Genomic DNA, 18,770 nt, shown 5'->3' on the forward strand with positions numbered 1-18,770 from the left:
TGACATTGCAGTGATACCCGATGATCCGCTTGAGATCCCAGACAGCCCGTTTGCTGCTGCCTCCTCGTGTCGCCCTGCCGGCGGCCTATTCGCTGCTCGTCGGTGTTGCGGTGGCCTGGCCCGAGCTGCGGGCACAGGACTCGGGCATTGACCTGGCGTCGTTGAGAGTGGCGGTCCCGATGGCCGGTCATCCTGACCGTCGATCCCCTGCTCGGATCCTAACAGGCCCTACGAAGAGGTCGTGAAACCAATCGGTTGGGATCTGACATGCGGAATGAGTGGGCTCCGTCTAGACTGTGGGAGGGCTCGCGCGACACGGTCGCGTGGCGCTCCTTTCACCTCGGAACGACAACCGGAGGCCAGCCATGTGGGGCTATCTTAGAAGCTTCGACAGCGATCTACTCAGTCAGCTCGAGGGCATGCGCCAGGACATGGACGCCCTCTTCGGTGGCCGACCGGCCCCCTCGGGGATCCGTTCGGTCGCCTCGGGGACCTACCCGGCGATCAACGTTGGGGCATCGCCCAGTCGGGTGGACGTTTATGTGTTTGCCGCGGGCGTCGACCCGAAGAGTCTGGAGATCTCGATCCAGCAGAATCTGCTGACCATCGCAGGCGAGCGCAAGGACGCGTTGCCGGATGACATCCAGCTCTACCGGCGCGAGCGTTTCAGCGGTGGTTTTCGCCGAGTCATCACGCTGCCCGAGGATGTGGACCCCGACAAGGTGCAGGCGGACTATCGTGATGGTGTGCTGCACCTGACGGTCGAGCGGCGTGAGGAGGTCAAGCCGCGGCGGATCGAGGTCAAATAGTCCGCCACGGCCAGCCATGCGCTTGGGCAAGGTCTTACGAGGACCGAATCAAACACGAACGATATCGAGGAGTTTCACGATGAACGAGAAAAAATCGGTGCAGGCGCGAGAGTCAGGTGAGACGCAGCCCGCTCGCGGCGCGGGATCGGCTCTCTTGCCGCCGGTCGATATCTATGAAGACGCCACGGGCATCACCCTCAAGGCCGACCTCCCGGGCGTGTCGCGCGAGCGCCTTTCGGTCCAGGTCGACCAGGATACCCTGGTCGTCGAGGGCGAGGCGGCAATCGAGATGCCCGCCGACATGGAAGCGCTCTATGCAGACCTGCGCACCACTCAGTTCAGGCGCAGCTTCACCTTGAGCCATGAGCTGCAGGCCGACCAGATCGAGGCCCAGATGCAGGACGGAGTGCTCACCCTCAGGGTCCCGAAACGGGCCGAGCTGCAGCCCCGTAAGATCCAGATCAACGTGGGTTGAAACGGCGCGCAGGGCCTGCGGCCCTGCGCGTCGCAAGCGTGGTGGGGATGGCGTGACAATCCGCCGCGCCTCGGCAAGAATCGCATAGGCCTCCTGTCTTGACCCGCTCCCGCGACCGGCGGGGCTTGGCGAGTGATGGGGTCCCTGTTTCCCGTATTCATGCGGGTACCTCTTGCGCCGGACGAGCGGATCCGCGCCGTCCGGCCGCGCCGCTGCGACTCGGTTCCTGTGAGCACTGCGATCGACATCTTCTAGGCTGACTGCCCACCCGGGTCGGAGGATCATCCATGGACATCGAGGCATTGAACGCTGAGCACGGCATCGACGGCGTTTTGCGATTTACGAAAGGTCGTGGCGGTTTCGTCATGATTGAGATCGCCAACGCGCATGCAACGGCCCTGATCTCACCCTATGGTGGCCAGGTGTTGGCGTACCGACCTGTCGACGCGGCAGAAGACCTGTTGTTCGTCAGCGATCGCGCCTACTTCAGCGAAGGAAAGGCGATCAAGGGCGGGATTCCCGTCTGTTGGCCCTGGTTTGGTCCGGACCCGGAGGGTAAGGGTCGACCCGCACACGGTTTTGTTCGTGCATGGCCGTGGACGGTGCTTACGACCGAGGCGCTTGACGACGGCTCGACTCGGGTCCGGCTCGGGATCGCGGACGATAAGGATACACGGGCGATCTGGCCCCAGTATTTCAATCTCTTGGTTGATATCCGGCTGGCCGGAGCCCTCGCAGTGGACTTGGTCACGCGTAACGCGGGCGATCGGCCGTTTCGGATCACGCAGGGCCTGCATGCGTACTTCAAGATCGGGGATGTGGACGGTGTCCGGGTCGAGGGTCTCGACGGCTGCCGCTATATCGACCAGGCGAAGGACGGCGCCGGGGCCGTCCTGACGCAGCACGGCCCCGTGGGGTTTGAGCGCGAGGTCAACCGCATCTACGAGGATGTCCCCTCAGTGCTCAACATCATCGATCCGGCCATGGGTCGGCGCATCCGCATCGAATCCGAGCAGAGCCGCACGGCCGTCGTCTGGAACCCATGGGCGGAGACCGCAATGGCCATGGACGATCTCGATGACCAAGACTATCGGCGCTTCATCTGCGTCGAGACGGTCAACACGGCCTCCGAGGTGATCGAGATTCCAGCTGGCGAGGACTATCGTCTTGGGGCCTGCTATGCCGTCGAGCCACTCTGACCAGCGGCTGATGGACGGCTTTCGGAATCTGGATCCGATCACCGAGGCCCACTGGCAGACCTGGCTCGACTGGGCGCTCGAGCAGGGCGTCGAGGTGCCCGGCGAGTTGGAGTTCGCGTCGGCGCGGGCACGTGTCTGGGAGGCCAGCGAGTACGTCGCCATCACGGCCGCCCGGCATCCTGAGGTGCTCGCCGATCTGATCGCGACCGGGGATCTGGAGCAGGTCCACGACCCCGTCTACCTCGCCCGGGGATTGGATGCGGCGCTCTCGGGGGTCACGGATGAGACCGGACTCCAGCGGGCGCTGCGTCGGTTCCGCCGGCGCGAGATGATGCGAATCATCTGGCGCGACGTCACCGGGCGCGCCGCCCTGGGGGAGACCCTCGAGCATCTCACCGAGCTGGCCGACCTCTCTGTCCGGCGCGCGCTCGACCGGTTGCATACCTGGACCTGTGCCGAGCTCGGCACACCACGGGATAGCGAGGGACGCGAGCAGCAGATGCTGGTGCTCGGGATGGGTAAGCTCGGTGCGCGCGAGCTGAACCTGAGCTCCGACATCGATCTCATCTTTGGCTTTGCGAGCAACGGAGAGGTCGAGGGTGGTCCGCGTCGGTTGACCAACGAGCAGTTCTTCCTCAAGCTGGGTCAGCGGCTCGTCCAGGCATTGGGGAGCCACACGGTGGACGGCTTCGTGTTCAGGGTCGACACGCGCCTGCGGCCCTTTGGTGAGTCCGGGCCTCTTGCGATGAGCTTCGATGCCCTGGACGACTACTACCAGAGCCAGGCCAGAGAGTGGGAGCGTTACGCCATGATCAAGGCGCGGGTCGTGGCAGGTGCCCCTGCCGATGCGGCCCAGCTGATGGCCCTGCTGCGCCCGTTCGTCTATCGTCGCTATCTCGACTTCGGTGCCATCGAGTCGCTGCGCGATCTCAAGCAGATGATCGCCAAAGAGCTCTATCGTCGCGGGATGGACGCGAACATTAAGCTGGGGCCGGGCGGGATCAGGGAGATCGAATTCATCGGTCAGTCCTTCCAGTTGATCCGTGGCGGACGTGACCCGGATCTCCAGATCCGTCCTATCCGCGAAGTGCTCGCTGTGTTGGCTCAGAAGCAGCTGATGCCTGCGTCCGCTGTGCAGAAGCTCGATGCCGCGTACTGTTTTCTCCGCCTGGTGGAGAATCGCCTCCAGGCTCATCGTGACAGACAGACCCATCTGCTTCCCGCGGACGACATGGGACGGACACGTCTCGCGCGTGCGATGGGATTCGCGGATTGGCCGGCGTTTGACTTCGTGTTGCGGGACCACCGTAGCCAGGTTCAGGAGCAGTTCGACGAGGTCTTTGCCGCCCCTGAAACCGAGGGGCCCTCACACGCGTCCGGATGGGTCGCCCTCTGGCATAACGAAGCTCAATCGTCGCACGATGTCCCCGCGCTCACCGAGGCGGGCTTTACCGATCCGGAGGCGGCCCAAAGCCGACTCGGGCAGTTCCGCGATGCCATCGCTCGCAAGGGACTGAGTCGCCGCGGCTACGATCGACTGGAACGGCTGATGCCGCTCGTGATGCAGGTGACCTCCGCCAGCCAGTACCCGGACCTCGCCCTGGAACGGGTGCTCAAGGTGCTCGAGGCGGTCGCGCGGCGGACGTCCTACCTGGCCATGCTCGTGGAGCATCCGGTGATCCTTTCTCATCTTGCGCGCCTGGCGAGCATGAGTCCCTGGTTCACCGATCGGATCTGCCGTCACCCCCTGTTGCTGGACGAGATGATTGACCCGCGGCGGCTCTATGCGCCTCTCCGTCGCGGCGACCTGGAGGCTGAGCTCGACGCCCTGCTGCTGCATGTGGATGCGGATGACCTGGAGCAGCAGATGGAGCGTCTACGCCAGTTCGCGCAGGGAAACATGTTGCGGGTCGCCGCTGCGGATCTGACCGAGGTGATCCCGCTGATGGTCGTGAGCGACTATCTGACCGAGATCGCAGAGGTCTCCATCCGCTGTGTGCTGCGGCTGGCCTTCGAGCACCTGGCCCGGCGCCACGGCCGGCCAACCCAGCTGCTCGGGGATGAGACCGGATTCCTGGTCCTCGGTTACGGAAAGCTCGGCGGGATCGAGCTGGGTTACGGCTCGGATCTCGATCTGGTCTTCATCCACGGCACGCTGGGGCAGACGGCCATGACCGACGGTGGGAAGCCGATCAGCAACGAGCAGTTTTTTGCGCGTCTGGGCCAGCGCATGATCCACATGATGACAACCCAGACCCCCTCTGGCGTCCTCTATGAGATCGATATGCGCCTGCGCCCCGATGGGAACCGGGGTCTTCTGACCCGCTCGCTGAATGCATTCGCGGCGTACCAAGTGAGCGATGCCTGGACCTGGGAGCATCAGGCACTGGTTCGGGCGCGCCCGGTGGCGGGCGATCCCCTCTTGGCCCGGCGCTTCGCCGAGCTGCGTCGCGGGATCATCTGTCGCAAGCGCGATGCCGCACAGTTGCGCGCAGATGTGCGGGAGATGCGGGCCAAGATGCGCGCCAATCTCGACAAGAGCGGAGGCGGCCGCTTCGATCTCAAGCAAGGTGCAGGCGGTATTGCCGATATCGAGTTTATGGTTCAATACACGGTCCTGCGCTGGGCTTTCGAGCATCCGGAGCTGTCCGACTGGACCGACAACGTGCGTCTGCTCGACGCGCTGGGACAGCTCGATCTGCTGCCCGGCAAGGCGGCGGCCGACCTCACCGCGGCCTATAAGGCACTCCGTGCTGCCTATCATCGCAGCGCCCTGCAGGAGCAACCCAAGACCGTCGGGGATGACGAGCTGCACTCGGAGCGCGAGCGGGTGGCGTGTCTATGGCGCGAGCTGATGGACGAGCGGCCGCGCTGACGGGATGGTCTCTCGAATCGAACCGGGGCCCGTGTGTCCCGATGCAACCGGAGTGAGCACGACATGGCAACGATGGCGGACCGTGATGGCCTGATCTGGCACAACGGCGAGATGGTGCCCTGGCGGGAGGCCCAGACACATGTACTGACTCACACCTTCCATTACGGGATGGGCGTCTTCGAGGGGGTGCGCGCCTATCGGACCGACAGCGGCACCGCGATCTTCCGCCTGCGCGACCATACCGACCGGCTCTTCGATTCCGCCCATATCCTGGGGATGAAGCTGCCTTACGATCGCGAGACCATCGACGAGGCCCAGCGCATCGCGGTGCGTGAGAACCGCCTCGATTCGGCTTATATCCGTCCGATGTTCTTCTACGGCCCCGAAGGCATGGGGCTGCGTGCCGATAATCTGCAGGTGCATTGCATCGTCGCGGCCTGGGAGTGGGGCGCCTACCTGGGCGAGGAGAACATGACCAAGGGCATCCGGATCCGGGTCTCGTCCTTCACCCGTCACCATGTCAACATCACCATGTGCCGGGCCAAGGCAAACGGCAACTACATGAACTCGATGATGGCCCTTCAGGAGGCCCTGCGCGACGGCTATGACGAGGCCCTGATGCTGGATGCCTCGGGCTATGTGATGGAGGGCAGCGGCGAGAATGTCTTCATCGTGCGCAACGGTGTGCTCTACACCCCGGACCTGACCTCGGCACTCGACGGCATCACCCGTCGCACCGTCATGAGCCTCGCGCATGAGTTGGGGATCCAGGTGGTGGAAAAGCGGATCACGCGGGATGAGGTCTATATCGCCGACGAAGCCTTTTTCACCGGAACGGCCGCGGAGGTGACGCCGATCCGCGAGGTCGACGGACGCGCCATCGGCAGCGGGACCCGTGGCCCGATCACCGAGCGGCTCCAAGGTCTCTACTTCGATCTGGTCCATGGTCGCCTTCCGGCCCACCCCGAATGGCTGACCCTGGTATGAAGCCCGTGCAGTGCGACCTCCACGGGTTTCCGCCCGAGCTCGATCCCGCCTTGCCGCGCAGCCGCAGACGCGATTTGAAGCTGAGGAAGGTCTGCTTCGGACCGCGTTCACCGCACCGCTCGGTGAGTCGTTGAAGTGTGTTTGTGCGATCATCGAAGCCTTGGTGCCTATGCATGACGCGGCTTGAACCGGGATCGGGGGTATTGCGCTTGATCTCGAGCGCCAATCCCGGATAACCAACGCGATGGAGAAAGAGTCGATGTCAGACGCCGCCCTTGAGACGCGGGCCGAGCATGGGTTGATCGAGGTCAGCCGCAAGGATCTGCCACTCTCCTGCCCTTTGCCCGATGCCCCCGTCTGGAATATGCATCCGCGGGTCTATCTGCCGATCGAAGACGAGCCGAGCCGTGAGGCCGTCTGTCCCTATTGCGGGGCGCGCTATCGGTTGATGGACTGATGCCTCCGACATGACCCCGGACACCGAGATCCGAATCGCCCGACCGGACGACTGGCATCTGCATCTCCGCGATGGGGCCGTTCTGGCGGATGCCCTCGGGCACACCGTCCGGCGCTTCGCCCGGGCCATCGTCATGCCGAACCTGAAACCGCCGGTGGTGAATACCGCCATGGCGCTGCGCTATCGGGAGCGCATCCTCCACGCGCTGCCGCCCGGCAGCGAGTTCCAGCCCTTGATGACCCTCTATCTCACAGATGAGACGACGCCGGCGGAGATTGCCACGGCCAGGGCAAGCGGACAGGTCTTAGGCTGCAAGCTCTATCCGGCGGGTGCAACCACCAACTCGGAGAGCGGTGTCACCGACCTGCCCGGACGCTATCGCGTCTTCGAGGCCATGCAGCGTGAGGGCCTCCGTCTCCTGGTACATGGGGAGGTGACGGACGATCGGGTCGATATCTTCGATCGCGAGCGGCGCTTCATCGAGGAGCGCCTTGAGCCGATCGTGCGCGAATTTCCCGGACTCAAGGTCGTGTTCGAGCATGTCACGACAGCGGAGGCGGTGGATTTCGTGCGCGGGGGACCCCCGACCCTGGCCGCGACCGTCACGCCCCATCATCTGCTTTACAACCGCAATGCCATGCTGGCGGGCGGGATCCGACCTCATCTCTACTGTTTGCCTGTCCTCAAGCGCGAGCCGCACCGCCTGGCCCTGGTCTCGGCCGCCACGAGCGGCCACCCCAGGTTCTTCCTGGGTACGGATAGTGCCCCACACCCGATCGGCGACAAGGAGAGCGCCTGCGGCTGCGCGGGGACCTTCAGTGCCCACGCGGCCATCGAGCTCTATGCCGAGGTGTTCGAGCAGGCGGGAGCCCTGGATCGTCTGGAGGGGTTCGCCAGCCATTACGGCGCGGATTTCTATGGGCTCCCCCGCAATCGCGGGACTATTTGCCTGCGACATGAGCCCTGGACGGTGCCGCCGTCCTATCCCTTCGGTGCGAGCCGGGTGGTGCCACTGCGTGCCAGCGAATCTGTCGGGTGGCGGCTGGGCGCCTGAGCCGCAGCGGATCGGCGCGGGCCGATCGGCTGCATCTAACGGCGTGGTTCGGGATTGGTATCGAAGTCGACCTCGTCCCAGAAGTCCTCTTCGCCCTCCGGCGGATTCCCGTCGTGCACCCGGTAGTGACGACGCTGCAGGTACGCATCGCGCAACAAAATATAGGGGTCGATGGCTGCGTCCTCGAGGATCTCGGTCGTGGTCAGGAGGTTGGCTCGGCGATCGATGGCCCGCAGTCCGACAAGACCCCAGTAAACTCCGTCGCTCTTGAGGTTGAACACCGGGTCGAGATTGAACAGCGGATCGGTGAACAGATCCCCGGCCTCGCCGAACGCGTCGCGCACGCTGCTAGGCCCCAGGAACGGCAACATCAGGTAGGCGCCGGAGTCCAGGCCCCAGTAGCCGAGCGTCTGACCGAAGTCTTCCTTGTAGCTCGGCAGACCGACATTGGTTGCGACGTCAACGAAGCCCAGGACCCCCACGGTGGAATTGATGAAGAGTCGACCGACGTCGCTGCCGGCACGCGACATCTTGAATTGCATGACGTTGTTGATTGCCGACGTCACGTCGGCGAGGTTGCCGAAGAAGTTGGTGATTCCGCGCTCCACCGGATCCGGAGTGATTGCGCGATAGCCTTTCGCAGCCGGCTTAAGGAATGCCTTGTCGAAGTCGGTGTTGAACCGATAAACGGCTCGATTGAAGGGCTCGAGCGGATCGCGGGGGTCCGTAATCCGACTCGGCGCCGATGCGCACCCGCCCGTGAGCATCAGTATCCCCAATGCTGCCAGCAAAGGCCGACTCCGGCAGGCGCGTGAATCAGGGTCCGGCATGCGTTGCAGGTCTCTCGCAGCAGATGGGCCGAATCCTATCACAGCCTGCGCCGACGTCGACTCAAGACGCTCAGAAGACCGCCGACACCTGATAGTCTTTGCGGCGCAGGAGCTCCACCACCCCCAGCTCACCTGACATGTGCAATGCGCCGACGGCAATAAACCAGCCGCCCTGCGCGATCAGTGGCGCCATGCGCTCGACCATCCGATGGTTGCGCGAGTCGATCACGACTGTCCGGAAGAGGCCTGCCAGCCCGGGATCGGTTTCGGCGAGATAGGATTCGCTCAGCGCCTTCAGTCCTGCCATGTCGCGCTCGAGATAGGCGGTGATCAGCCCTTCGAGGATCGCGGGCAGATGTTCTCGGGCAGCCAGGGTTTCGCGCAGCAGCGCGATCTGGTCGGGCTCGGCGAGGTCATCGAAGACGGCGAGCTGCTCCGCCATGGTCTCCAGGCCCCGGATCTGCTTGCCGTCGGAAACGGCGTTCCGATAGAGGAGCATGTCCAGGAACTCACCCGTATCGGACGGGGGTGCGCTGAGCAGTGTCACCACGGCCCAGGGTTTCAGATCTTTGAAGGCCTCCTCGGACATCCCGAGATCGCCGAGGGCGAGGGTCGCCTCCCGATAGAGGTCCGGCGGGAGCGTATCGCGCAGCAGCCGCCCGTCGGTATAGGCCATGGTCACCATCGCCTTGATGATCGCCGGGCCGTCCGGAACGACCTCGAGGGCGAGGCCTGGACTTGCAGCGAAGGCCTCGCGAACCTGCTCCGGGAGCTCCACGACACGCCGATCGTCACTATGGATGGTTCCGAACAGAAAACACGGGGTGGTCCCGCTCCCGGAGCGGATCTCGTAAAGGATCGCGTGCGCCTCGGATGTCTCTGCGGTGGACGGTGCACCCCCGATCGCAAGGCAGGCGCCGATCAGGCCGAGAAGCAGATGTCGGATGGTCATCAGACGCGTCACGCGGTGAGAATCAGAGTCTCCGCAGGGTCGTGGCCGGCGCGATCGAATCCGCTGGCGGGTCCTAAGCGTGAGCCGAATCGCTGTAATCGGAGTGACCGGGTTTGGCATTCATCTTCGTGCCACTTATGCTGATGCGATGAAACAGGAGCCAAAGACCAGAGAGGGCATCGCGGCCCGCTTCCGGGGTTTTCTGCCGGTCGTCGTCGACGTCGAAACGGGCGGTTTCGATCCGCAGCGACACGCGCTCCTGGAAATCGCGGCCATCATCATCCGGATGCTGCCGGACGGGCGACTCGAGCCGGGGTCTCCTATCGCCTGCCATGTGCTGCCGTTTGTGGGCTCGGAAGTTGATCCAAGCGCACTGGCTTTCAACCGCATCGACCCCGACCACCCTTTTCGCGATGCCGTGTCCGAGTCGGACGCCTTGAGCCGCATCTTGACACCGATCCGAAAGGCCGTGAAGTCGACTGGTTGCAATCGGGCCATCCTGGTGGGGCACAATGCGCATTTCGACCTGGGCTTCGTCAAGGCGGCCGTAGAGCGGACGGGCTCCAAACGCAACCCGTTCCACTCTTTCAGCGTCTTCGATACCGTGACGCTCGCCGGTCTGATGTTTGGACAGACGGTTTTGGCGCGCGCATCGCGAGAGGCGGGTCTGGGGTGGCAGACCAGTGAGGCGCACTCCGCTCTCTACGACGCAGAGCAGACGGCGCGTCTGTTTTGCACCATCGTGAACCGGTGGCGCGAGCTGGATCCCGTTCGTGCGTGGGAGACTGGCCCACAACCCTGAAGGGACGTCCCTCAGGCCGGCCCTGGCGTCTCCCCGGCGTACAAAGGTCGCGCGGCGCCGACGCTCAGCCGGCCTGCGTCCCACGCTTTGCGGCCGCCTCCTCCATCATCGGCTTGAGCTGGCCGCCGGCGTGCAGCTCGAGCGTGATGTCGCAGCCGCCGATGAGCTCGCCGTCGATGTAGATCTGGGGAAAGGTCGGCCAATCCGCGTAGCGCGGGAGATTCTCGAAGATCTCCGGATCCTGCAGCACGTTGACGTACGCAAAGGGGACGCCGCACTCCTGCAGGGCGGCAGCCGCCCTCATCGAAAACCCACACTGGGGGAACTGAGGGGTGCCTTTCATATAGATCACCACTGGGTTGTTCTTGACCTGTTCGCCAATGCGCTCCAGCACGTCCATCGCTCACCTCATCAGACCGTTCGATTTAACCTCTGCAGACTGTCGGGACGGGAGTGGCCATTTCAAGCGTCCCGCAAGCGGACCCAAGTGTCGACGGCGGTGTCCCCTCGGAGGCCGTCCATCCGCCATTCTGCCTGGGCTGACTCTCGGGCCTTCAACAGGCCGAATCGACGTTGCGCTGCAGCCAGAGCTCGAGCAGCGCAAGGTGCCAGAGCTTGTTGCCTTGGATGCGGGTGTGGTGCATGTCCGGGGCGGCGAGCAACTCGTCGAGATACGGCTTTCGATAGAGGCCGCGTTCTCGGCAGGCGCGTGATCCCAGCACGTCCCGCATCATCTCCAGGAACGGACCGCGGACGTACTTTAGCGCCGGCATCGGAAAGTAGCCTTTCGGTCGATCGATGACGGCGTCAGGCAACAGTCCGCGCGCCATCGCCTTGAGCGGGTACTTGCCGCCATCCCGGAGCTTGAGCTCGGGCGGGCAGCTCGCGGCCAGCTCGACCAGGTCATGGTCGAGAAAGGGTACCCGGGCCTCGAGCCCCCAGGCCATCGTCATGTTGTCCACCCGCTTGACCGGGTCGTCGACGATCAGCGTGGTCACGTCTAGCCGTAGGACGGCGTCCATGAGCTCGTCGGCATCGGGCTCGGCCAGTCGGGCGCCAATCAGTGCCGAGGTGTGGTCCTCGCAGGCGTAGGCGTCGTTGACCATACGCAGGTACTCGTCATGATCGCGGTCGAAATAGTGCCTGCGGAACCGCTCGAGCGGCGACCCCTCGCGCTCCGCCGCGATGCGCGGATACCAGAAATAGCCCCCGAAGACCTCGTCCGCGCCTTGACCCGACTGCACAACCTTGACCTCCTTCGAGACCTGCTCGGCCAGCAGATAGAAGGCCACGGCGTCCTGGCCGAACATCGGCTCGGTCATCGCATCGATCGCCTCCGGCAACCGCTCCAGGACCCGCGCGTTCGGGACTCGCAACCGCCGATGCCGCGTGCCATAACGGGCGACGACGAGATCGGAGTACTGGAACTCACTCCCCGCTTCTTCCGGGGTATCTTCAAACCCGACGGAGAAGGTCCGAAGGTCCGCCACCCCCGCCTCGGCAAGGAGTGCAACCAGCAGGCTTGAATCCAGACCGCCGGAGAGGAGCACCCCCACCGGGACGTCTGCCACCTCGCTGCGGATCCTCACCGCATGGCGCAGCGCCTCGTGGATCGCCTCCAGCCACTCCGGCTCGCTCCGCGTCTGCGCCGGGCGTGTCGCCGACAGGCGCCAAAAGGCTGCCTCCGACCGCGCGCCTCGGGCATCGATGCGCAGCCAGTGTCCTGGGGCGAGCTTGCGGATTCCGCGCAAGACGGTGCGCGGCGCCGGGACCACGGCATGCAGGGTGAACAGGTGGTGCAAAGCGACCGGATCGATCGTGGTGTCCACCCCGCCGCATGCCATGAGTGCCTGGGTACTCGACGCGAAACGCAGCGTCGAGCCTTGGTCTGACCAATAGAGCGGCTTGATCCCGAAACGGTCCCGGGCGAGAAAGAGCGCCTGTTGATTGGCGTCCCAGACTGCGAAGGCGAACATCCCGTGCAGATGCGCGCAGCAGTCGGTACCCCAGGCATGCCAGGCCTTCAGGATCACCTCGCTGTCCCCGTTTGAGAAGAAACGATAACCCCGCTCCTCCAGCTCGCGACGCAGGGCGCGGTAGTTGTAGATCGTCCCGTTGAAGACCAAGGCGAGTCCCAACTCGGCATCGACCATGGGCTGGTTGGAGCGTACAGAGAGGTCGATGATGGAGAGCCGCCGGTGTCCGAAGCCGAGCGCCCCGTCGCTGTAGCTTCCGCCATGGTCCGGACCGCGCCGGACCAGCTCGCCCATCATCGCCTGGATCGCCGCCAGGTCGACCGGCGCCCCGTCGAGCCGCAATTCACCGCAGATGCCGCACATTTGAGCGCTCTCCTACAGGGTCGACCCGGTCGAATGGATGAACTCAAGGGGCCAGACGCATCCGCGCGCGCTCAAGCCCTTGAGGATGGTGAAGATCCTTCGCCTGCACTCGGCGTCAGACATGGGGATGGACAGATCGGCTCAGGCGTCTGTCGCGGCCTCCGCTCCCCAGCCACCGCCTCCCGGCGTCTCGATCGTCAGGCGATCCCCTGGCCCCACTCGGACGCTGATTTTTGGGGGGAGATCTCTCTCATTCAATGTGTTGCAACCACGCGCGCCCGGGCCGCCGCCTGCCATTCCCCAGGGGTCGAAGCGCCGACGCTCGGTCAGGAGTGTGACGTCGGCCGGCGCGAGGAAGGTGAGCTCGCGGACCAAGCCATCTCCGCCCCGGCGAACGCCGTCGCCCCCAGACCCCCGGCGCAAAGCGTAGCGCTGCACCCGCACCGGATACCGCGCCTCCAGGACCTCGATCGGCGTATTGAGCGTGTTGGTCATGTGCGTATGGACGCCGGACCACCCCCCGCCGACGCTGCCCGCACCCATTCCGCCCCCAATGGTCTCATAGTAGTCCCAGAATGCGCCGCGTTCGGTGCTGCCGAGCGCGAGATTATTCATGCTACCTTGGCTGGCGGCCGGAATCAGGTCGGGGATCGCTCGGCCGAGCGCGCCCGTGACGACATCCACGACCCGGGTGCTGGTCTCGACATTGCCCGCGGCCACTGCTGCGGGGCGCCGCGCATTGAGCAGGCTGCCGGCAGGGGCCGCGATGCTGATCGAACGAAAGGTTCCGGCGCAGGCCGGCGTCTGGGGCGGCATCAGGCAGCGAAAGGCATAGAGCACCGCCGCGGCAGCAACGGAGAGCGGGCAGTTGATGTTGCCCGGCACCTGGTGTGCCGTGCCGGCGAAGTCGACGTGGATCCGCTCTGGTGAAGCCTCGATGGCGACCCGGATGGGGATCGCCTCGGTCCCCTGACCGTCATCGTCCATGACATCCTCGAAGCGATAGATCCCGGGCGGGATCTGCCGCAGGGCGACACGGGCAAGTCGTTCGCCGTAAGCGTTGAGATCCTGGATCGCCGCCTCGAAGGCAGACGGGCCGAGGGCCTCGATCAAGCCTCCCAGACGCGATTGTCCGGCCCGATTCGAGCTGATCTGGGCCAAGAAGTCACCGCGAGCGTCATCCGGATTGCGTGTCGCGTCGAGGATACGCCCCAGTTGGGCCTGGTCGAGGTGGCCCCGGCGGATCAGAAGGCTGGGCGCAAGCACCAGGCCCTCCTCGTCAAGCGTACGTGAGACCGGCATCGAGCCCGGTGCAATGGCGCCGATGTCGGCATGATGAGCGCGATTGGCCAGAAAGGCGATCACACGCCCGCCCGCGAAGAGCGGTGCGATGAGGGTGACGTCCGGGAGATGGGTCCCCCCGAGGAATGGGTCGTTGAGCACCACCATGTCGCCTTCGGCCCATTCGCAGGCGCTCACGATATCCGCCATGGCATAGGCCATGCTGCCCAAATGGACCGGTATGTGCGCCGCCTGGGCGCTGAGATGTCCGCCGCGATCGAAGACCGCGCAGGAGAAATCGAGCCGATCGCGGATGTTCGTCGAGAAGGCGGCCCGGCGCAGGACGAGCCCCATCTCCTCACAGACGGCCTGGAGGCGGCTGGCAAAGAGGCCCAGCTCGATTGCGTTCATTGCCAAACTCAGCCCCCGGCGCCCGCCGGGCGCCGTCAAAGATCCACTCGTCACGGATCCGCTCATGGTCAACCGCCGGGTTGGCGTCGCGACTCACCGAAGGCCGCGGCCGCAGGGAAATGTCCCTCACCGCCCCCGATGTTGGCCCGCGATCGGCTTGAGATACCTGAACGCGGGCCAATCTTGCCCTTTGTGTAGAAGATTCCAGTCCACACCAGATCGGAGGCCTCACGATGGTTCACGAGCTACCCGCATTGCCGTTCGAAAAGGATGCCTTGGAGCCTGTCATCTCCGCCGAGACCATTGAGTACCACTACGGCAAGCATCACCAGACCTACGTCAACAACCTCAACAACCTGATCCCCGGAACCGAGTTCGAGTCCATGAGCCTCGAAGACATCATCATGAAATCGTCCGGGGGGGTGTTCAACAACGCGGCTCAGGTCTGGAACCACACATTCTACTGGAACTGCCTCAGCCCGAGCGGCGGCGGGGCGCCGACCGGTGCGCTAGCCGACGCCATCAACGCCAAGTTTGGCTCCTTCGATGAGCTCAAGAAACAATTCTCGCAGGCCGCCGCAACCAACTTCGGGTCGGGCTGGACCTGGCTTGTGAAGACTGCGGATGGGTCGATCGACATCGCGAACACCTCCAACGCCGGCACCCCTCTCACCGAGGGCAAGACTCCGCTCCTCACCATCGACGTCTGGGAGCACGCCTACTACATCGATTATCGCAACGCCCGTCCGAGGTATCTCGAAGCGATCTGGGACAAGGTCAACTGGGGGTTCGTCGCGGCGAACTACACGGCTTGACCGACCCAGCTCGGTGGCCCGCATTGAAAGGCCGGGACTGGGCGGAGTCTGTGCGGTGGCTCAGCTCAACGGCGTTCGATCGCGCTCAGGATGCTGCTCCGGCGGAACCCGTACCGCGGGTGGCGCGACGCGCGGGCTGATCTGGTCTGCTGGGAGCCTGTCGGACTGAGGGGATCGAAGCGAGGGCGTGGGAGAGCGAGGTCCGATTCGACCGGTTGTGAGACGCGCAGCGGGCCTGTGTGACGAGACACCGGGGGGTATAGGCCGCTCTCCCGCCGGCGCAGTCGATCGGCCTCACGTCCGACAGTCTCCCAGACCGTGGGACGGGCACAAGACGTCACCCGACCTCGGCCTCGTCGCCCCGCGGCCCACCCCCTTATCATCGACGGTGTCGCACTCCGCCGGCCGGGACGGCTACGGGTGGTTCGGGCCACACCTCTGCGATCAGGCCCGCCGGCCGCCGGGTTGCAGCCGGCGTCCTGAGTTGCGCCGCCACGGGCTTCGTCATCCGACCGATCGAGACGTGCGCGACCTTATCGACACCTTTTGGAGGCCGACATGGAGATGCTTCGCTACAGCCTGGTCCAGCGCCTGTTGCACTGGCTGATCGTGATCCTGGTGCTGGCTTTGATCGTCATCGGCTCGCTGCTGGGAAGGCTGGGTTTCGACGGCGTCAAGGACCTGGTGGGGATCGAGATGACCAATCAGCTGTATACCTACCACAAGACATTCGGGATCCTGGTGCTCATCCTCATGGTGCTGCGCCTGGTCCTGAGACGGGTCCTCGCGTTCCCTGCCTACCAGCCCCCTCTACATTGGTTTCAGCGGGCGGCCAGTCTCACGGTTCACAGTCTCTTGTATGTCGCGCTGATCCTGATGCCTGTGCTGGGCTGGTTGGCGACCGCCGCCGGAGGCTACCCGGTTCAGTTCTTCGGCGCCACCCTTCCGGGGCTGATCGGCAAGGACGAAGCCCTCAGCGAGACCTTGTTTCAGTATCACGCGTGGGTCGGCTGGACGATCCTCACGCTGATCGTCGTTCATGTGGCGGCCGCGGTCTATCACTGGAAGATCAGACGTGACGGTGTCATGCAGCGGATCAGTCTAATCTGACGCGCCCTGCACGCTCGGGAGGTCGCTTGACGCTGTGACGGGGCGGCGCTCCCGGGCAGCCGCGCTGCTCGTTCGGCCCCGTGGTCATCTTCTTGTCGGCCGAGCGGCTTTCGCGTTATATTCACGCACTTCGCCTTTGAGTAGAGGCGGTTTCCCTTGTGGAGGAACCGCCTCTTTTGTTTTTGAAGACTGGGCGGTGCCTGCCGACATGAGCGAACCCTTGATGGCCACCTACACGCGCTTGCCTGTTGCCTTCGCGCGCGGTGAAGGCGTTTGGCTTTGGGATACGGAGGGCCGGCGCTATCTCGATGCCCTCTCGGGGATCGCTGTGTGCGGGCTTGGTCACGCGCACCCGGCGATCCGCGAAGCGATCTGCGAGCAGGCAGGTCTGCTTGTTCATACCTCGAATCTCTACCGGATTACCGAGCAAGAGCGCCTGGGAGCCATGCTGACCCAGATGTCCGGAATGGATCGCGTCTTCTTCGCCAACTCGGGGGCGGAAGCCAACGAGGCCGCGATCAAGCTCGCCCGACTCCACGCCCATCAGCGCGGCGTGGATAATCCGGCGATCCTGGTCACCGAGAACAGCTTCCATGGCCGCACGCTCGCGACCTTGTCGGCGACCGGGAATCGAAAGGTCCAAGCGGGATTCGAGCCTCTGGTTCAGGGGTTCGTCCGGGTTCCCTATGATGACGTGGCAGCGATCGAGACAGCGGCCGCCAATCGTCCGAATATCGTCGCGATCTTGGTCGAGCCGATCCAGGGCGAAGGCGGCATCCGGATCCCATCCCCGGATTACGGGCGGCGTTTACGTGAGCTCTGCGACCGCCAAGGATGGTTGCTGATCTGCGATGAGATCCAGACGGGGATGGGGCGCACCGGCCGCCTTTTCGCCCATCAGCACGGTGAATCGGCCCCCGACGTCATGACCCTCGCCAAGGGTTTGGCGAATGGCGTGCCGATCGGGGCGTGCCTCGCACGAGGTGCCGCGGCTGAGGTCCTGGGTCCTGGCTCCCATGGGTCGACGTTCGGGGGCAACCCGTTGGCGTGCCGCGCCGCGCGCGCCGTGTTGGAGTCGATTGCCGCCGGCGAGCTGGTCGCCAATGCAGCCGAGCAGGGCGCCTATCTCCTCGCGGGGTTCCGGGAGGCGTTGGGCGATGTCGCGGGTGTGGTCGAGATCCGTGGGCGTGGTCTGATGCTCGGGATCGAGGTGGATCGCCCCTGCGCCGACCTGGTTGGCCAGGCACTTGAGGCGGGGCTGCTCATCAGTGTGACGGCAGAGCGGGTCATCCGGCTGTTACCGCCGCTCATTCTGACTCGCCAGGAGGCCGACCATCTGCTTCAAGGGTTGACTGCCCTGATCACGCGCTATCTGGATCACGACTGAGCGTGCCATGCGGGAGACATGATGCTCATGGGTACCTGTCGATCACGCTGCCGACACTTCCTATCCTTGCTCGATCTGAGCGCCGATGAAGCCCGGGCACTCATTGCGCGTGCGATGGAGCTCAAGCGCATGCTGAGATCCGGCGAGGAATATCGCCCCTTTCCGGGTCGCACACTGGCGATGATCTTCGACAAGTCGTCGACCCGCACCCGGGTGTCGTTCGAGGCCGGGATGGTCCAGCTGGGCGGCCATGCCCTGTTTCTGTCACCGCGCGACACCCAGCTGGGCCGCGGCGAGCCGATCGAGGACAGTGCCCGGGTCCTCTCCCGCATGGTCGATGCCGTGATGATCCGGACCTTCAGGCAGGAGACGCTCGAGCGTTTCGCTGCGCATTCCGAAGTCCCGGTCATCAATGGTCTGACCGATCGCTTGCACCCCTGCCAGCTGCTCGCCGACCTGCAGACCTATCAGGAGCATCGTGGGGACATCCGCGGGCGGCGCGTGACCTGGGTCGGAGACGGAAACAACATGTGCCACTCGTTCATGGAAGCCGCTCGTCTGTTCGATTTCGAGCTCTCGATCGCCTGTCCGGAGGGCTTCGACCCCAACCCCGACCTCTTCGCCGCCGTCGATGATCGATGCCGCATCGTGCGAGACCCGGCGGAGGCGGCCGAGGGGGCCGATCTGGTCGCGACCGACGTCTGGGCGAGCATGGGTCAAGAGGACGAGCAGGCCAGGCGTCAGGCCCTGTTTGCGCCTTTTCAGGTCAACGATACCGTGATGTCTCGGGCCGCGACCGATGCGCTCTTCATGCATTGTCTGCCGGCACACCGTGGCGAGGAGGTCGCCGCCTCTGTCATCGACGGTCCTCGGTCCGTGGTCTGGGATCAGGCGGAGAACCGACTGCATGCCCAAAAGGCCTTGCTTGAGCTCCTCCTGCTTCCGATGCCGTGACACGCGCCAGGCCCTCGCGAAGATGCCCTTCCG

The 18,770-nt window shown here is 64.6% G+C and carries 17 protein-coding genes; 12 read left to right on the top strand and 5 right to left on the bottom strand.

All coding sequences use genetic code 11. From position 1 onward, the window contains the following. The first annotated feature begins 365 nt into the window (after positions 1 to 365). The 7 genes from LJE61_RS12105 (at position 366) to pyrC (ending at position 7,856) form a co-directional block, all read left to right on the top strand. Positions 366 to 809 (top strand): Hsp20/alpha crystallin family protein, encoded by a 444-nt coding sequence (locus LJE61_RS12105; RefSeq protein WP_296909317.1) that lies wholly within the window; start codon positions 366 to 368, stop codon positions 807 to 809. A 79-nt stretch (positions 810 to 888) separates the two neighbouring features. Beyond that, a complete protein-coding gene (locus LJE61_RS12110) occupies positions 889 to 1,284 on the top strand; it encodes an Hsp20/alpha crystallin family protein (RefSeq protein WP_296909316.1) in 396 nt (131 codons plus the stop codon). A 287-nt stretch (positions 1,285 to 1,571) separates the two neighbouring features. Further along, complete coding sequence (locus LJE61_RS12115) at positions 1,572 to 2,483, top strand: D-hexose-6-phosphate mutarotase (protein WP_296918510.1); 912 nt, start codon at positions 1,572 to 1,574, stop codon at positions 2,481 to 2,483. Between the two features lie 10 nt (positions 2,484 to 2,493). Continuing rightward, complete coding sequence (gene glnE / locus LJE61_RS12120; RefSeq protein WP_296909314.1) at positions 2,494 to 5,358, top strand: bifunctional [glutamate--ammonia ligase]-adenylyl-L-tyrosine phosphorylase/[glutamate--ammonia-ligase] adenylyltransferase; 2,865 nt, start codon at positions 2,494 to 2,496, stop codon at positions 5,356 to 5,358. 63 nt (positions 5,359 to 5,421) lie between these two features. Next, entirely contained in the window at positions 5,422 to 6,345 is a 924-nt protein-coding gene (locus LJE61_RS12125) for a branched-chain amino acid transaminase (RefSeq protein WP_296909313.1), read from the top strand. Between the two features lie 259 nt (positions 6,346 to 6,604). Continuing rightward, entirely contained in the window at positions 6,605 to 6,802 is a 198-nt protein-coding gene (locus LJE61_RS12130) for a zinc-finger domain-containing protein (RefSeq protein WP_296909312.1), read from the top strand. Positions 6,803 to 6,812: 10 nt separating this feature from the next. Beyond that, a complete protein-coding gene (pyrC, locus tag LJE61_RS12135) occupies positions 6,813 to 7,856 on the top strand; it encodes a dihydroorotase (RefSeq protein ID WP_296909311.1) in 1,044 nt (347 codons plus the stop codon). A 35-nt stretch (positions 7,857 to 7,891) separates the two neighbouring features. On the opposite strand, the gene LJE61_RS12140 is transcribed toward pyrC, so the two are convergent. Beyond that, on the bottom strand, positions 7,892 to 8,623 hold the full coding sequence (locus LJE61_RS12140) for an MlaA family lipoprotein (protein WP_296909338.1): 732 nt from the start codon (positions 8,621 to 8,623) through the stop codon (positions 7,892 to 7,894). 133 nt (positions 8,624 to 8,756) lie between these two features. Continuing rightward, entirely contained in the window at positions 8,757 to 9,638 is an 882-nt protein-coding gene (locus LJE61_RS12145; RefSeq protein ID WP_296909310.1) for a TraB/GumN family protein, read from the bottom strand. Positions 9,639 to 9,786: 148 nt separating this feature from the next. On the opposite strand from LJE61_RS12145, the gene rnt reads away from it, so the two are divergent. Beyond that, positions 9,787 to 10,440, top strand: a complete 654-nt coding sequence (gene rnt, locus LJE61_RS12150) for a ribonuclease T (RefSeq protein WP_296909309.1) — start codon at positions 9,787 to 9,789, stop codon at positions 10,438 to 10,440. Positions 10,441 to 10,504: 64 nt separating this feature from the next. On the opposite strand, the gene grxD is transcribed toward rnt, so the two are convergent. From grxD to LJE61_RS12165, 3 genes are all read right to left on the bottom strand, one after another. Next, the gene (gene grxD, locus LJE61_RS12155; RefSeq protein ID WP_296909308.1) at positions 10,505 to 10,840 is read right to left on the bottom strand and encodes a Grx4 family monothiol glutaredoxin; all 336 of its coding nucleotides are present in this window, start codon (positions 10,838 to 10,840) and stop codon (positions 10,505 to 10,507) included. Between the two features lie 154 nt (positions 10,841 to 10,994). After that, positions 10,995 to 12,779, bottom strand: coding sequence for an N-acetylglutaminylglutamine amidotransferase (locus LJE61_RS12160; protein ID WP_296918511.1), 1,785 nt, complete (start codon positions 12,777 to 12,779; stop codon positions 10,995 to 10,997). 141 nt (positions 12,780 to 12,920) lie between these two features. After that, positions 12,921 to 14,471, bottom strand: a complete 1,551-nt coding sequence (locus LJE61_RS12165; protein ID WP_296909306.1) for a hydantoinase B/oxoprolinase family protein — start codon at positions 14,469 to 14,471, stop codon at positions 12,921 to 12,923. A 233-nt stretch (positions 14,472 to 14,704) separates the two neighbouring features. Here LJE61_RS12165 and LJE61_RS12170 point away from each other — a divergent pair, with 233 nt between their 5' ends. The 4 genes from LJE61_RS12170 to argF all read left to right on the top strand — a co-directional run bounded on the left by LJE61_RS12170 (position 14,705) and on the right by argF (position 18,737). After that, on the top strand, positions 14,705 to 15,286 hold the full coding sequence (locus tag LJE61_RS12170; RefSeq protein WP_296909305.1) for a superoxide dismutase: 582 nt from the start codon (positions 14,705 to 14,707) through the stop codon (positions 15,284 to 15,286). A gap of 558 nt (positions 15,287 to 15,844) precedes the next feature. Then, a complete protein-coding gene (locus LJE61_RS12175; RefSeq protein WP_296909304.1) occupies positions 15,845 to 16,396 on the top strand; it encodes a cytochrome b in 552 nt (183 codons plus the stop codon). Between the two features lie 208 nt (positions 16,397 to 16,604). Further along, the gene (locus LJE61_RS12180; protein WP_296909303.1) at positions 16,605 to 17,783 is read left to right on the top strand and encodes an aspartate aminotransferase family protein; all 1,179 of its coding nucleotides are present in this window, start codon (positions 16,605 to 16,607) and stop codon (positions 17,781 to 17,783) included. A gap of 27 nt (positions 17,784 to 17,810) precedes the next feature. After that, positions 17,811 to 18,737 (top strand): ornithine carbamoyltransferase, encoded by a 927-nt coding sequence (argF, locus tag LJE61_RS12185; protein ID WP_296909302.1) that lies wholly within the window; start codon positions 17,811 to 17,813, stop codon positions 18,735 to 18,737. Positions 18,738 to 18,770: the final 33 nt, after the last annotated feature.

It is taken from the genome of Thiocapsa sp. (assembly GCF_022340925.1).
GTDB lineage: Bacteria > Pseudomonadota > Gammaproteobacteria > Chromatiales > Chromatiaceae > Thiocapsa.